The 17,203-nt window shown below is 43.7% G+C and carries 9 protein-coding genes; 1 reads left to right on the top strand and 8 read right to left on the bottom strand.

All coding sequences use genetic code 11. The features are described 5' to 3' along the window. Window positions 1-364: 364 nt before the first annotated feature. Window positions 365-1,348, top strand: a complete 984-nt coding sequence (locus tag QZY95_RS07555) for an ABC transporter ATP-binding protein (RefSeq protein WP_290921529.1) — start codon at window positions 365-367, stop codon at window positions 1,346-1,348. A gap of 78 nt (window positions 1,349-1,426) precedes the next feature. On the opposite strand, the gene QZY95_RS07560 is transcribed toward QZY95_RS07555, so the two are convergent. From QZY95_RS07560 to QZY95_RS07595, 8 genes are all read right to left on the bottom strand, one after another. Then, complete coding sequence (locus QZY95_RS07560) at window positions 1,427-9,388, bottom strand: VCBS domain-containing protein (RefSeq protein ID WP_290921532.1); 7,962 nt, start codon at window positions 9,386-9,388, stop codon at window positions 1,427-1,429. Window positions 9,389-9,755: 367 nt separating this feature from the next. Next, window positions 9,756-10,193, bottom strand: coding sequence for a transcriptional repressor (locus QZY95_RS07565; RefSeq protein ID WP_290921534.1), 438 nt, complete (start codon window positions 10,191-10,193; stop codon window positions 9,756-9,758). An 88-nt stretch (window positions 10,194-10,281) separates the two neighbouring features. After that, window positions 10,282-13,194, bottom strand: a complete 2,913-nt coding sequence (locus tag QZY95_RS07570; RefSeq protein ID WP_290921537.1) for an insulinase family protein — start codon at window positions 13,192-13,194, stop codon at window positions 10,282-10,284. 251 nt (window positions 13,195-13,445) lie between these two features. Further along, entirely contained in the window at window positions 13,446-14,225 is a 780-nt protein-coding gene (locus QZY95_RS07575; RefSeq protein WP_290921541.1) for a GGDEF domain-containing protein, read from the bottom strand. A 19-nt stretch (window positions 14,226-14,244) separates the two neighbouring features. Then, entirely contained in the window at window positions 14,245-15,018 is a 774-nt protein-coding gene (locus tag QZY95_RS07580) for a hypothetical protein (RefSeq protein WP_290921544.1), read from the bottom strand. 330 nt (window positions 15,019-15,348) lie between these two features. Continuing rightward, window positions 15,349-15,741 (bottom strand): hypothetical protein, encoded by a 393-nt coding sequence (locus tag QZY95_RS07585; RefSeq protein WP_290921547.1) that lies wholly within the window; start codon window positions 15,739-15,741, stop codon window positions 15,349-15,351. An 11-nt stretch (window positions 15,742-15,752) separates the two neighbouring features. After that, window positions 15,753-16,055: a helix-turn-helix domain-containing protein gene (locus QZY95_RS07590; RefSeq protein ID WP_290921551.1), complete on the bottom strand. Its 303-nt coding sequence runs from the start codon at window positions 16,053-16,055 to the stop codon at window positions 15,753-15,755. A gap of 233 nt (window positions 16,056-16,288) precedes the next feature. Further along, entirely contained in the window at window positions 16,289-17,005 is a 717-nt protein-coding gene (locus QZY95_RS07595) for a response regulator (protein WP_290921554.1), read from the bottom strand. Window positions 17,006-17,203 lie beyond the last annotated feature (198 nt).

Consider the following 17,203-nt stretch of genomic DNA (forward strand, 5'->3'; position numbering starts at 1 on the left):
ACATGGCATATGTGACCCTCCAAAACGTATGACTAGTGAGTAGTCAAATTGAAAATGATTGTCAAGGACATTGAGAATGTAATTGAAAATTATTTTCAACCACAGTGTGTACTCATGTAAAATATCAACGCTATTTCCTGAAAACACACCATCAAATAAACGAATGCAACGGCGAAGAAAGACTCCTTGCCCCAGCAACATTCCACCCGTATTCTTAGCTGTAGTAATACTGGGTTGCTTACACAAAAACTGTGAGCTATCTCAATTTTCTGATACAATTACAGCTGCTACACTGTATCTAATACGCTGCACAGTTGAGTCAAGTCATTGGTTATTCATCAACATCTAGATCACAGGAAACGCTATGCCTCCTTTGCTTTCCGTTCAAGGGCTGACAACGGTTTTTGACACCTCTGCTCATGGAAGACTTACAGCAGTAGACGATGTAAGTTTTTCACTCAATGCTGGGCAATCTTTAAGTATTGTAGGTGAATCAGGCTGCGGGAAAAGTGTCACCTCTCTCTCTATTATGCGGCTCATCCCATCCCCTCCGGGCAAAATCACGCAGGGTAAAATTTTATTTGAAGGAAAAAATTTGTTGCCCCTTTCGGAAAAGGAAATGCAACAAATTCGAGGCAATGCAATTTCGATGATCTTTCAGGAACCAATGACGTCGTTGAATCCTGTTTTCAAAATCGGTGAACAGATTGCTGAGGTAGTTCGCCTGCATGATGGACTTGGCAAAAAGCAAGCTTTAGATCGTGCAATTGAATTACTCCATCAGGTCGGAATACCTTCACCTGCACAAAGGGCAAAAGAATTCCCCCATCAATTAAGTGGGGGAATGCGGCAACGTGTCGTTATTGCAATGGCGTTGGCCTGCTCTCCACAACTCATCATAGCAGATGAGCCGACAACAGCTCTTGATGTAACCATACAAGGGCAAATCCTCGATCTGATGCATAAACTTGCAGAAGACACAGGAACAGCTCTGTTGTTAATTACACACGACCTTGGAGTTGTGGCAGAGAATGCCGATGACGTGCTTGTCATGTACGGTGGGCGTGTTGTTGAGCAGGCAAGTACAACAGAACTATTCGAAAAGCCGTTGCACCCGTATACTCAAGGTTTAATGAAATCAATTCCGACCATTCCCAAAAAAGGTACACCACTTCACAAAGGTCTGCTGGAAACTATCCCCGGGGTTGTTGCACCACTCTATGCCCAGCCCACAGGCTGCCGTTTTCACGAACGATGCAAACATGTTTTTGATAAATGTAAGCTAACCGAGCCTCCCTTATTCTCTCCAAACGGCTCACGAGAAGTCCGTTGTTGGCTCTACGAGTAACCTTTCCAAGCTGGTTGCAACAACGCTACTACAATAAAAAAAGCCCCGCAGTTTACTGCGGGGCTTTTTGGCACAAAATTATGCCCCTGCTTTAATCATCTGCTCTACATGATTAACAAGATTAGCAAATTCATCATCACTCGTTATATTTTGGAACATCAAAGTATGAGAGGTTGCGCCATTATCCACTGACAGGTTCACAATCGCTGTATGCTCAGCCTGATTATATGATGTAGCAAGCGCCTCAGTTCCATCTAGAGAAATAGTAACATCGTCATTCAATACTTCACTAAAATCTAAGCTATCATGCTCATCAAAACTAAAATCTTTGATCACCGTAATTTCACCAGGATTTTCAAAATCATTAGCTGTGAACATAAAAACATCTGCGCCTGTTCCACCATTTAAAATATCGTTTCCACTGCCACCATTCAAAATGTCATTACCGGCGCCACCGTCAATATTATCATCCACCTTTACTACTGAGATGTTATCTAAATCTATACCATCACAGGGAACGCCGCCCATAACATCGAAATTATGTAAGAAATCCAAATTTAGTGTGTTATCATGGCCGTTAAAGGTAAGAGCATGACTTTCCCAGTGTCCGTCACCTGCCCCTTTCGGGACAAGATAATCAACACCCTCTACCCCAACATGAAGTCCATCATTACCACCATCTTCATTTCTCACATCAAAACGAAGAATATATTCACTCTCAGGTTCAATCATCTCTTTAGGCGAAGAGTAAGAGACTTTTCCATCGTGCAGCAATGTTCTGCCCACATTCACAAACCCATCAGCATGTCCATCAACATCACCGTCGAAGCTCCAGCCTCTTTGATTATCTGATGTGAAGTTTTGGCTTACAAGAGTTGTAGCAACTTCATCCCCGCCATAAATAATATCATTTCCCTTATCGCCATTGATTGTATCGGCACCACCAAGTCCTTCTAGAATATTGGAGTTAGCATCGCCGGTTAGGGAGTCATTGTGAGCACTACCTGTGATGTTCTCGATACTATGTAAAACATCACCAGCTGCATGCCCTCCAGATGCTGTATGGTCAGCAAGATTTATAGTCACAGCGGCGTCAGAAAGCTCATACTTAGCAGTGTCAGAGCCCACACCACCATCAATCAAATCGGCACCAGCACCACCAGTCAACACGTCGTGCCCTTCCTGGCCAAATAACTGATCATGACCTTTACCGCCATCTAGAACATCATTTACAGCTTTAACTGATACATCATCTAAGAATATACCATTATGGCTACCACTCTGATCGGCATCTTCAGTAAATGTCAAAGTAGTTTCGTCACCTTCTTTAGCTGTAAAGCGCAATGTATATTCTTGCCAACCGTTGTCAGTATCGCCCTTTCCTGGTGTGAAAATATGCTCTTCATCTCCAATTCGAACAACCAAGTGCTCATCAGCCTCTACACCAGCATTATCTCTTGCGACAGCTCTAAAGGTCAAAATATACTCTGAACCTTCAACGGTCGAGATAGTCTGGCTAAGAGAGTCCATAGAGCCAGCAACATCTATTTCTACAAAGTTATTATCATGCTGGTGGAAAGGCTCTGCAATACCATTAGCTGAGCTCCATGCTTCGCCTTCAGGGATAGTTACATGAGTCCAACCGGAGCCGGATGCATGTTCAGGGTAATCACCAAAGCGATCAAACCCGCCATCAACAATAAGCTCTTGATTCGCGTCACCAACAACTGAAGAATGTGGTGTCATATCTCCATACAGCACGTCGTTACCGTCATGCCCATTGATAATATCCGATCCTAATCCACCAACAATTACGTTAGCCTGCTCATTGCCAACAAGGACATCGTTGTGTGCACTACCAAGAACATTTTCAATACCATTCAGGATGTCACCAACAGCATCCCCGCCTGCAGCTTTAGTAAAGTCAACTTGTTTTGTTGTGAGATTCAAATCAACGTTCACAGCACTGGCAGAATTTTCATAACTGACGGTATCTATGCCTGTATCAGTTCCGAGACTTACATTTCCTTCTGAAATTGTAGCTGAACCGCCGATCAGATGATCTTCACCTGCCCCTCCAATGAGGAGGTCATCACCTTCACCGCCAATAAGGAGGTCATTACCACCTTCTCCATAAAGCTGATCGTGCCCACCTTCGCCGAAGACAGTATCATTCCCGCCACCGCCATGGATGGTGTCATCAACTGACTTGAGCGCAACATCATCAAGTAAGATGCCGTAGCTATTATTTTGGCTTGCGGCTTCTGAGAACTCAACACTTACTGTGTGGTCTGCAATATTAGAATCATCAGAAACATCTACCTTAATAGAGAAGTTCTGCCAGCCATCATTAATACTTTCTGGAGTTACGGTATGAGTCTGAGCAACACCATCAATTACAACGGTAACTAACAATTGCTCATTGCCTGCTACATGAGAGTTATTACGTGCAGCTGCTTTGAACGTAAGGAGATAGGAACCGCTTTGCACATCAGTCACAGTCTGAGAAACAGTATCCAAACTACGGTTGTAATCAACTTCAACGAAGTAGTTCGTATCCTCTCCACTACCTTGTCTCCACAACTCAATCTCGGAGCTTGATCTCCAAGCTGGATTCTCCTCTGGATTTGTTGGAGTTTGATGCGTCCAAGTAATTCCACCGCCAACATTTGCCCAATGGCCTGACGAGAACTCTTCACCCAATGAGCTAAAGCTACCATCTATAATCAAATTTGAGTTAGAGTCGTCCGGAGAACCACCACGAATAATATTATTCTGACCGTCACCAGTTAACGTATCTGCATGACTGCTACCAACAATATTTTCAACATCTGAGTAGGTATCACCGGCAGCGGTTCCACCTTCTCCGGTAACATCAGCACTTCCATCCAGATCGGCATCGGTCAAATCCACAGTTACAGCAGAATCAGAAGTCGAGTAGTCAACGGTATCGGTTCCACCTTCTCCATCGATATCCTCTACCGCCTTACCTGCATAAATGAAGTCATCACCTTCTCCAGCTTCAATTTTTACATGAGCTGACTGATCAGATCCTTGGGCTGTAAGATCTATATGATCTGCTTGACTTCCTGTTTCAATTTCCAACCGACTATTCTGATGTGCTTCAACTTCAACTTCGACAGGCTTATCGTTTGCAGTTGAAATATGAATATTTTGCGCATTATCAAGTCCAACGACCTTCACATTTGAAGATTCTGTAAAGTGAATGTTTTCAAAATCAGTTGTTGTAATGACATGTTCACCAAGTGCAGTTGTAACAACAGCGTGCTCAACGCCATCAACTATTGAAAGGGTAACAATATAGTCACCATCACCAGTGACGTTAAGTGTATCGTCGTGCTTAGAACCAATAACGTGCTCAACACCATCAATACTTTCGTTTACCGCGTCCCCACCATTTGCCAAAGCACTTCCATCAACATTGGTAGTATAGGTTACACCTTCTCCACCATTATCTCCTGCATAAGATGCTGTATCAAAGCCATCTCCCCCCCAAAGAGTATCGTGTCCTGCGCCGCCTTCTAGGAAGTCATCCCCGTCTCCACCACTTAGCGTGTCATTACCACCACGCCCGTACAGTTTATCACCTGCTGAAACAGAGACTGCGATGTCATCAACCAAAATCCCTTCATGTAAATTTTTACCGTCAAGGTTTTGCTCTGAGCGTTGCCCTAATGTGATACGAGTAGATTCGCTTGTAGCAGTGAACGATACTGTATAGGTATTCCAGTCTGATGGATCATAGTATTTCACATTAGCGCTCTTGGTATGCAACACAGCATCTGCAGGATGTACTTGATACTCTACTCCGTCAATATTGATATACATCCCTTCGCCTGATTCTCGAGCCGCGGCCTTAAAGCTTAATGTGTAGCTTTCTCCAACTGTCGTTTCGATAGATTTTGACAGATCACTAGCACCATACGATTCATTTCCATTTTTATGGGTATTCGCATCCAGCTCTATAAAGTAATTGGGATCAGCTGCTCCATCATGCCAAACTTCAAGAGAAGACTCTGTAGTCCACCCGTTAAGGTTTACCTTGCTATTCTCAGATCCGTTTTCTGAAGAAGAGTTAATACCTTTGGCTGAAGTAAAGTCAGAGAACGACTCAGCAGGAAGTGGTCCTTCAGTTTGATCTGAAACTTCATCTCCACCAATAAGAACATTAGCTCCGTCATCCCCTTTCAGAACATCTGAATGAGAACTTCCTGTAATGTTTTCGACGCCGGAATATGTATCACCACTAGCGGTTCCACCTTCTCCGGCATCATCAGCACTTCCATCGTTATTGGCATCGGCTAAATCGACAGTTACAGCAGAGTCTGATGCAGAGTAATTAACAGTATCGGTTCCACCTTCTCCATCAATATCCTCAACCGCCTTACCTGCATAAATGAAGTCATCACCTTCTCCAGCGTTAATTTCTACATGCGCTGAGGGATCAGACCCTTGGGCTGTAAGATCTATATGATCTACTTGACTTCCTGTTTCAATTTCCAACCGGCTATTCTGGTGTGCTTCAACATTTACCTTTACAGACAAATCGTCAGCGGTCTCAATTTTTATTCCAGATGCATTTGCTTCACCAATCACATTTACATCTGTTGATTCAGTAAATTTTATTGTCTCAAAATCTAGAGCAGAAATAAGCGTTACCTTATTTCCATCTGTTATAGTAGCAGACTCTACACCATCGTCACGATGATGGATGGTCACAGTAAAAGGACCATCACCAGCAATATTTAATATGTCGTTTTGGTCAGAACCAATAAGTTGTTCAACATCTTTCAGGGTGTCTGTATCTCCAAACGTATCGATAACCGTAGCTTTTTTCCCTGAATTATGTGTGTAAGTTATATCACTCCCACTACCATTACCAACATAGACCGCAGAATCATAACCAGCTCCACCGTCTATTAAATCATTACCTGCACCTGCATTTATGGTGTCATCATCTTGCCTGCCGTATATAATGTCATCACCAGAACCTGCATCAATGACATCATCTCCAAAGCCAGCTCGTATGTAATCAATTCCATCACCTGTTGAGATCTCATCATCACCACGCCCACCAAAAACAACGTCATTGCCACGACCTGAGGTAATTACATCTTTACCATCTTCTTGACCGCTCACGTTGTCTTGGCCATAACTAAAAAGATCATCGCCAACAGCTTTTACTTGGTCTCTATTTGACGCCGAAGCCAAATCACTCAAGGCTTGATCAAGCTCAGAATCTGTCCCTTTCGATGTGCCACCGAAAATTATGTCATTACCAGCACCACCTTCAAGCGTGTCAAGACCGTCACCACCTTCTATGAAGTCATTGCCTGTACCGCCTTTAAGGTCGTCCGAACCATCCGCTCCTTTAAGAACATCATTGCCCGCACCGCCTTCAAAGTGGTTACTGTTAGCATTGCCAAGGAGAATATCGTTGAAATTTGAGCCCTTCAGGTTGTTAATACTATGGAAGGTATCATTGGAAGCGTCACCTGTATTTTCAAGCTGCCCACTTAAATCAACAGTAACACCTTCCGTTGAATTCTGATAAGAAACCCAATCTAGAGCATCACCATGGAAAGTATCTTCACCCTCTCCGCCTATAAAGGTATCACTACCGTCTCCACCTGTAAGGTGATTGACTCCACCATTTCCTACAATAACATCATCACCAGCCCCACCATGAATATCATCATCGTAATCAGTACCATGAAGTTCATCTCGCTGCTCGTGACCAGTAATTGTAAATTTAACGCTCCCGTCAGAATTGTAGTCAGTTTCTATAAGAGGTTTCGCAGAAACAGAAAAATTTACATCGCCATAGTTTGAAGCACTTGTACTCTCACCAGCAACATAGTCTTCAAAGTCGTACTCACCTTCACCTGGGAGTCCTTCGCCCACCTTAGTGTGCACGCGTTCTGCAATGTGGCCATTAACATTGCCACCTGCCTTAATCGGAGAAGTTACCCAAGAAAAACCACTAGGTTCAGAACCATCTGGAACGGCGTATTTAAGTATACCGTTTTCAACAATAATTTTTGAATCTGAATTTAGAAATTTTGCACCCTGCGGAATTACAAAAAACTCTATGTCGGTATATGGTTTTGTAATAATGAACTTAGCAACGCCACCTTCCTCATTCACGCTTCTATGAGCATCACTCCAAGCAACATGTGAGGAAGAAGTACCGTCAGCATACGTAACAGTATACCCCACAGCATTATGCCATCCTGCCCGATTTGAAGAGGCTGTTTCCTCTCCATAAGTAAGAGTATACTCTACGGGATCAAAGCTTCCTTCAACATTAATAATAATTTCTTTAGAATCTACTCCATCATGTTTATCAGAGGCAGAGATAATAAACTTATCCTGACCAGGAGTATCATTAAAATCTAGCGCCTGAGTATCTGGGTCGTTATCATCTAACTCGTACCTCCAGGTACCATTCTCTGTATTATAGTGAAGAGTTCCATATTTACCCTCAACTAAAAGTTCAGTTGCTCCGTCCTTAGAAGATAATACATCACTAGAATTTGACTGCCCTTGTTCTGATAAACTGCTTGAAACTGAATAAGTAAGCTCAGATCCGGTTGCCTCGGCACCTTCACCATTTCCTTTCGCGTCGTTATCATCATCTGAAAATTTGACAGTACCAGAAGCGATATCATTGCCAACTTCTTTTGAGTTATTAATGGAATCTGGATCTATTGGCTCACCGTCCCCTCCCTCTGTTCCCGGTGAGGTAGAAGCCGCATCAAAGCCATGTTCCACAACAGTTGCAGAAATGGCGTCATCCTCAGCAAACTCAACTGAATTATCACCAACGGTAAGAGTTGCAACTGACACTTTGGGCGCATCATTAGTACCATGTATTGTAACTACAATATCTTGAGTAACTACGCCGCCATGACCGTCATCTACCTTCACATGGAAGCTCTCAACAACTGAGTCGTCTTTCCCGAGACCCTGCACGCCTGCGTTATCCGCTACGTACTTCCAGTGGCCGTCTCCCCCGAGAGTCAAGGTGCCGTACTGACCAGCGCCGTCTTCTGCGTCTGCGAAGCTGAAGACATGGCCGGCTACTTCACCGGTATCAAGGTCACTGGTGACAATCTGTCCTTCGGCCACGAGCTGATTCGGCACCCCCGCTTCAGTGGTGGTCACATCTTCTTTCACGCCGCCGGTAAGGCCGCTTTCGAAGACAGGAAGATCGTTGGTTCCATTAATTGTAACTGTTAGCGTTGCAGTATCAGAACTCTTTCCATCTGAAACAGTATACGTGATGGTTTCCGTACGAGAGTCACCCTCTCCAAGTCCAACAACTTCGGGATTAGTATTATCTAAGGTGTAGGTCCAAGTACCATCAGAAGCTAACGTAAATGAACCGTACTGCGCATTAGAAGTTGATCCAGTCACAGTCAGTGTATCGCCATCCGGATCAATATCGTTTGCTAAAACATTACCGGAGACAACTGGGTTCGCAGCTCCATCCTGAATTGCAGTAAGTTCTAAAGCAGAAACATCAGCCAAATCATCAATGGCATCTACAGGAGTATTTTCTACTCCATTCAGGTCATCCAGACCCGATCCTTCGGTGGTAGGTGTGTCTAATGAATGAGAGATTTCAACTCCATCAATACCTGAGTAGACAGAACCGAAACCGTTAAGACTTGAAGAGCCGGAGCCCTGAGGAGAAGAAGAGGCTGTACCGGCGGCTGTATCAATAAATCCGTCTTCACCGATGGCATCCATGATTGCATCAGCAGGAAGAACGGTACCGTCATCAAGTACAACTTCTACAGGCTGTTCGCTGTCCGCGAAGCCTAAAATTTTTAAGGTAGCCTTATCTTCAAATGTTAAAATAAGGTCATCACCATCTTTTGCGGCTTGAACTGAATCTAAATCAAAGCTGAATGAAACATCCAATTCAGAACCAACAACAACCTCGCGCACTTCGCCAGCGGAAGGTTTATTCAACACTTGAACATTTTTATCATTATCTATTTGTGCAACCATGATTCCCCCCCTATGGGAAATGCGAATGAGATCGGAGCTTCCCCAAGCTTCAACCTCTAAGGATGTTTAAAAAAACAGTTGTGACGTTGTTATCATTAAGAACATATTGAATGAAACTAATTAAGAACATTAGATTATCTATTTTTCAATAGTTTTTTTCTCTATATTTACGGTACGCTATACATGAAAATACGTTTTTATTTATTTTTATTCATGTTTTTTAATTAGTTACATCTTATTATCTCAAATCTACTATCTAAATAAAAAATGTAATTTTTTGTTAACACCTCTTGTCACATATTCTCAGACAAAAAAAGAAGCGGAGGAAAAATCCCTCCGCTTCTTTGCATCTATCATCTTATATTACTTACGACTTGTTTGATCGGCAATCACTACACACACCATAAAGGTACATTCTGTGACTTGTCAGAACAAACCCGTGCTTAGCAGCCAGTTCGTCCTGGAGGCGTTCAATCTGGTCATCAATAACTTCCAGATTCTTTCCGCACCGCTCACAGATCAAATGATCATGATGCTTACTGCCGTAACTTTGCTCATAACGAGCAACACCGTCACCAAAGTGAACTTCTTTGGCAATACCAGAATCACAAAGTAGCTTCATGGTTCTGTACACGGTTGCCTGCCCCACAGACGGGTCGGCTTTTTTAACTCGTTCGTACAACTCTTCTGTAGTTAAGTGTCCTTCGTCTTTTAAAAACACTTCTACAATCAGCATACGCTGCGGAGTAACCTTCAGGTTATTCTTTGCAATATAGTCTGCAAAGACTTGAATTGGCTCTTTCATACGTCCTCGGCTTGTGTTTCACAAATGATACCGGACAATATACTTACTCAACACAAATCGCAAGCAAGCTTACTCAAAAGTATACACTCTATAAAATTTCGCGAAGATTCCAGCCATTAGATTCAGCTGCTTCGCGAACTCCATTGCCACCCAACACGCAAACATGTCCTGATTTTGCCGCGGCATGCAGAACATCTGCAAATGAGTGGAAGTGATCAAGAGTTGTTGACAGAATTTCATCACGCATCTGCTGACGTAACTCTTCTGTATCACCAAGCATCTTGCGTGTTACTGCTGCAGAACCTTTTGCGTCCGGCAGCATATGTGTATCAAGATCGCCAATGGCACCGATGATAGCTTTTTCCAACTCTGCCTTACCAAGCTTTAACTTCTGAAGATACTCAGCAGATCCGTCAAATGCTTTCAGCGTATTTTCCAGATTCGGGTCACGATATGAAACCTGTGCCAGAACGCCAGTACTGCGATCGAACGCCGCGAATGCGCCATAAGCACCACCTTGAACACGAACCTGATCCCATAACCAGCCCATACGCAAGTGTTTAAAAATAACATTTGCAGAGCCATGGTATTTGTAGCCCAAAGCGTAAAGATCTGCACCCTTACCCACATAGTTAACCTGTGCAGGAATAAGAAATGCTTCATTGGAAGTTACAAACTCAGGCTGCCAGATCACAGAAGGAGTGGAGCGCTCCGGTAACGCATCAACAAATCGTTTTACATGCGCATCAGTCACAGCCAAACCGCTTGCTTCGGCAGTTACAGACAATAACGTCTCAGATTTTTTCAAAATCGCTGCGCGGACTTTTTCCAAGTCAGCAAGCACAGAATCCCAGTCCCCGGCGACACGATCAGCAAGCTTGCGTAAGAACCCAAGATAGCTGATACCACCTGCCTGCTCAGAAACCCAACCTGCCACATCAAAACAACCACGAAGATGAGACATAACGATCATGTGGCCGGAAGGAACAACGCCTTGCTCAACTCGTGCTTTTTCTTCAAGAACGATAGAGCGGAAACGCTCTTTGTTGTCGAGATTTGTATCCAGAACAATTGTCTGGAACAGCTCAAACAAGTCAGAAACTTTATCTTCTGTAGATTTACCGTGCAGCACAAGTTTAGCGAGCGGATTACGTTCACCAAGAGTTGTTGCCGTCATCAAATCTGCACTGATACCACCCGTCTTAGCAGCAATGCGCATTCCTAACTCAACAAAATTCAATGAGTCAGTTCCAACCTCTGTTAAGCATCTGCCCAACAATGGAACATACGGAAGCAATGCGGCATCAACACCGGCAATATCAAAAGCAGCGGAAGCATACACAACACCGTTTGTATCCAGCTCGTGTGTATACACAGTGATATCTGAATGTTTTGCTTCCTGCTGAGGAATTGTTTTGTTTTCTTTAGGAATGTCATCGATGGTAAGACGCGGAATGCTCGCTACAGCTTCTTCGCTGTCCGGTGTCTGCTGCATTTTTCGTAACAGTGCTGTGTTCTCAACTACTGCTGCAACATCTTCTTCGCTCATTTCTTCACGAATATTTGCAAGCTTAGCTTCAACTCTTTTCTGACGTTCTTCCTGCAGATCTTCGTCCGGCACGAGAAGAACCGTAGTACGATGGTTGTTACCAACGAGGAACGCGCTAATCAAATCTTCGAACAGACGGTCTCCATTCGCGAGGCGATCTTTGATGAATTTCATTGGTTCATCAAAAGCAATAAGCGCTAATGGATCAGCATCATAAAGCCATGTCGTTAAAGAACGAACCATTACTGATAGTCCGACAGGAAAACGACCGGAGTTATTTTCACGCAGGCCAAACTCAATGCTGTTTACAGCCGCCTCAATGTACTCCTTATCGATTCCGTCTTTCACAAGCCCATTAAGGGTGTCAAAGATCAACGCTTCCACAACGTCAGCATTTTCGGATTTAATACCGGTAAGACCAGTAGAGAAGTACATCTGGCGCAACTCATTCTCGAGTCCGACTCCAGCAATATCTTCACCAAGACCAGATTCGATAAGCGCCTTTCGAAGAGGAGAAGCAGGCATGCCGATAAGAATCTGTTCAAGCATCTGGAATGCAAGATTCAGCTCCGCCTCAGCGGTTTCAGGAAGCAGCCAGTTCACAGTGAACATAGCGCGTCCCTGATGTTCGCTTGTTGCAGGGCCGGCAGCATACCCTTCAAGCAATGCAACCGGACGTTCAAATTCTTCCTGAAGTGGAACTTCCGAATCTACCTCAAGCGCAGAGAAACGTTCCAGCGTGCCGGAAAGCTTTTCAAGACGCTTCGCTTCATCATCGTCTCCCCAGAAGAAGAAACGACCATTAGAAGGATGGTAGTATGTTTCGTGGAAATTCTTAAACTGTTCGTAGGTAAGCTGCGGGATAACATCCGGATTACCACCAGAATCAAGACCGTATGTCATATCCGGGAACAAGGACTGCTGAGAACGCTCATGCAGCACGCTGTCCGGAGAACTGTAGACACCACGCATTTCGTTATACACAACGCCACGGTAGGTTAACGGGTCTTCAGCCTTTTCTACATTGTAATGCCAGCCTTCCTGCTGAAAAATATGCTCATTAATCAACGGGAAAAATGCAGCATCAAGATACACATCAATTAAGTTATAGAAATCCTGAAGGTTCGTAGAAGCCACAGGATAACAAGTTTTATCCGGATAGGTAAACGCGTTCAAAAACGTTTGTAATGAGCCTTTCAATAATTCTACAAATGGCTCTTTTACAGGGAATTTTTCTGATCCGCATAGTACGGAGTGCTCCAGAATATGCGCAACACCTGTTGAGTCTGAAGGTGGAGTCCTGAAGGATACGCCAAACACCTTGTTCTCATCGGCATTATTCATGGACAGCACCTGCGCACCAGTTTTGCTGTGTTTCCACAGACGGGCAGTAGTTGCCAACTCTTCAACGCGCTGTTCATCAACAAGTTCAAAGCCGAACTGTTCTGTCATTTCTTCCTCCGGAATATCCTTTTTTCTCTCTCGTCTCTGCCTGCCTGCAGAGAGCAGTACTCTTTATGATACAATAAGATATAGACAGGCGTGTCTGCCGTCCAATACATTTTGAATCTGAATCAACATTTGTACTGTTTTCCACAAATCAAGAAGCCGGTACAACACTGCACCGGCTTATGATAGTACGTTTTTCCACCACCACTTTGCCATGTAACACTCACCTGTTACACAGCAAGTTCATACAAAATCTAACACGCAACATCATTCGTCAGCGGGTCTGTTTCAACAGCCTTAACAACTCTGTTGCGGCCATCACGTTTGGCTCGATACAACGCGTTATCTGCACTTTCGTACAGTTCGTTAAATACCTGAGGAACAAATTCCTCGGTCGAAGAAACGCCAAGTGAAATCTTTACATTGAGAGCCTCTCCGTCCGGCAACAGAATCGGAGTATGCTCAATTTTCTCACGAATGCGTTCGGCAAGTATCATGGCTCCTTCTGTCGTCGAGTTAGGAAGAAGCAACGCAAACTCCTCACCTCCGACACGAGCTACAATATCTGCTTTTCGCACTGATGATTGCATAATTTTAGCCACCTGCTGTAAAACAACATCTCCAACAGCATGGCCAAACCTGTCATTCACATACTTAAAGTGATCTATATCCGCCATCAGCAACGCCATGGTCTGCCCTGTGCGTTCAAATACAGAAAACTCCTGATCAGCGCGCGAGAGCAGATAGCGGCTATTATAGAGTTCTGTAAGCGGATCAAGCAGGCTCATTTTTGCAAAATGTTCTTCGCTTCTACTGATACAAAGAGCAAAACCAACCATGGCAAGAATACTGCCTATGGTAATGTATGAGTACAACGCCACTTCATACACAGGGTCGGTAGCGGTAATTTTTAACACATGAGTTATGGCCAGCCACCCCAGTGGAGCACACAATCCAAGCAAGAAGGCTTGAGCAGCACGTTGAAAACGGCTTTCTTCATTCAGACAAAATAACTTCTGGATAATGGACAGCATATTGACTCCTCAGAAGCAGCTAACTACCTTGCGTCCCCCCGTTGGAAGGCAGGTATGCTCTCGCGATTGAATGCAAGTCGTCGTAATCAATACGCGAGGCTATTCCTATACATAGCTCTGTAGACATCGAACATTTGAACTGAATGTCTTGAAGCAGCGCTTCTTTATGTTTCTTCAACCATTTTCGGACAAAAGGAACATCAAATCCATCGATCACCATCGAAAGGGCATCTCTGAAATACGCAGAAGAAATTAACGGCAACAAACTCTGGCAAGCATCCTTTCCTTCATGTCTTGCATAAAAAACATAAAACAACAGTGCTACAATAAGCTTGTCATCAGGTACGCGATACCCAACGTCAAAGAACCGTTCACGCCCCTTGTATTTATCAGGCATCAACCGAAGCAATTCCTGTGCGAACCGGATAGCTTTATCCCCCGCTACCGGCGGCTGTGGAAATTCAGCATATAATTTAGCGATACTTCTATGCGGATTTTCTGCGGTTGCAACATCCAGTATCGCAACGCGCATGCAATCAAACTTTCGCTCCATGGAGCTGAGCATCGTCTGAGCCTTAACTTCAGCTAATTTTCGAATTGTTTCTTCAGAAAAGTTTCCAAAACTTATCTCAAGTAAATACCGAATATATTCTTCTGAAGTATGCTGTGCCTCTTCATGAATCGGTTTAAAATTTCGTTTATTGCCTACCAACTTTTTTAACGAAAGCCAGTAGGCGGCTAGCCCCTCAACAGGCATCTCGAGCAAATCAAAATCGCGTTTAATCTCCGCCATACAACTACACCTTTCACTGTAACAATAGAGACGTCCAGCCCACCATAATTGCAGTGATACCGTAGCAATATGCTAAACGCAACATTTGAAATGTTCCATGCCTGCATTTTTACTCACAGCAAAAGCCTCATACCTTCAGCCTGACAGCACTACAAAAAAATATTGAAAATGGTAATTCGCTGACAAGCGTACCGTGAGCATTGTCCATCTCAAAGGGTAAAGCGAGTGTAAAGAGAATCACAACACAGCACTGTACATTGCAACGCAGTATTCCCTCTGCAAGCCCGTTCCTTGCAGGCATGTCATCACATCATAAAAGAAAAAACAGTGTTAGCCATTCGCAGCTTGCAGTGTCTCTACCATGGTAGAAAAAAAGTCATCTGCATGCGAAGCACTGTCCAGCCCGCAAAGATCGCGGACAACAGAAGCTAACAACTGTATATCCAAGGCAACATCAAAGAGTCCGTTATCAATACGGCATTGATCTTTTTCAACCCGCATTTTGTAAACTCTCTGATCTTTATTCACCCCGTCAGAGACAACGACGGAATAGACTTGTTCTTTAGTGTCAGTAAGGTAAAGCCGCTGCTTTGTGATAGTTCCTGCCTCATGATCATGGTAAGAATTTTCAGAGCACAACACTCCTGTAAATTCCAGATCAGCGCCTATGTCATTAGGCAGCATAAATGTTCTCATGCCATTGGATTCAGAAAGCACAGTCATCCCGAACCTCCTTAGGTGGGTAACGTCAGCTGTTCCGGCCCCCGCGGTTTTTTAGGCTTTTCGTCTACCGGTTCCGGCTCTGGTTCCGGCTCTAGAACCTGCTGTTCGATGGATTCAACCTTTTCGAACAACACACCGCCCCCCTGAGCTTGCCAAAAAGCTTCAAGATCAACACGAGAGACCCTGTAGCCACGGCCAAGCTTTGCAGCTTGCAGGCTACCGTCTTTAATCGCTCTGCGAATGGTTTCTTTATGACAGCTGAGAAGCTCTGCTGCCTCACCAAGTGTGTACGTATGCTTTATGCCAATACTCAATGTTCATACCAAATGCGATTACAACGCGACACAAGGTACTTCTGCCTATCAGAACACCTTGCTGTCGATTTTTAGTGGATTGTCGTGAATATTACCACCTTCAATCAACTGATGTCAACTTTGCACACATCTACACCACTGTACACAACCTGTGCATTTTTTAAAACACTCCACAAAACAATATCATGATCCAGGGCATAATTATCGACTTTCAAACACTCACCGCTACCTGACTACTCAAGCACAAAGAAACAGCAATCTCCATGCGCAGTTAACGAGTTTCGCTCTATTTTATAGAGCGTTTTAAAGACCACCTCTCTCTTGGAGGTATACATAGCCTGAGTAAAACGTGTTTCTGACTGGGCATAAAGCAAAGTCTCATCCCCCTCGGCAAGCATGTCATCGATCACTGAACACCGTTCACGCAATGCGTGTGGAGAATCATACTGTAACGCTTTGGCACATGCCATATTACACCAATCGATGCTCCTATCTTTTTGAATTGAAAACATAGCGACCGGCAAGAGATCTATCAGAGCTTCGTAACAAGCAAACCGTTCTTTATTCTTTTTGATCTCTGCAGCTCTACGCATTACGATACTCAAGTTTACCCGCAACTCTTCAAGGCTGACTGGCTTTTTGATCAATGCAAAGGCATCACTATCGACAAGATCCTGCAACTGCTCAACAGCACTGCCGCATGTAATGAAAATTACCGGTAACGAATACGATGCATACATATCCTTTGCAGCATGAACTCCTGATGTACCGTCTTCCAGATAAATATCCATTAATACTAAATCAGGAGATTTTGTTCTAGCAAGATCTATTGCTTCCTCTTCAGATCGTGCAACTCCTACTATACTATGCCCTTCACTTTCCAACATAGCCTTATGTAATGTCGCACTGACAGCATCATCTTCTACAACAAGCACTTGTAGACCACTCATTACTATCTTACTCCATCATTATTATTCATTTAGACATTTATCTAAACAAAAAAATATATGCTTTTTGGTTCGTATAAAAACATCTCAACCATTTTTTACAAGCAATTCTTCCCCGCTCGTAACGTAAGCAGATTTTTTTCTTTTATTCAATACGTTAATATCTAATAATTTTTTTTTGCACCATAATACAACATATTC

Origin of the sequence: Halodesulfovibrio sp. (assembly GCF_015482765.1) — a bacterium.
In the GTDB taxonomy this organism is placed as follows: domain Bacteria; phylum Desulfobacterota; class Desulfovibrionia; order Desulfovibrionales; family Desulfovibrionaceae; genus Halodesulfovibrio.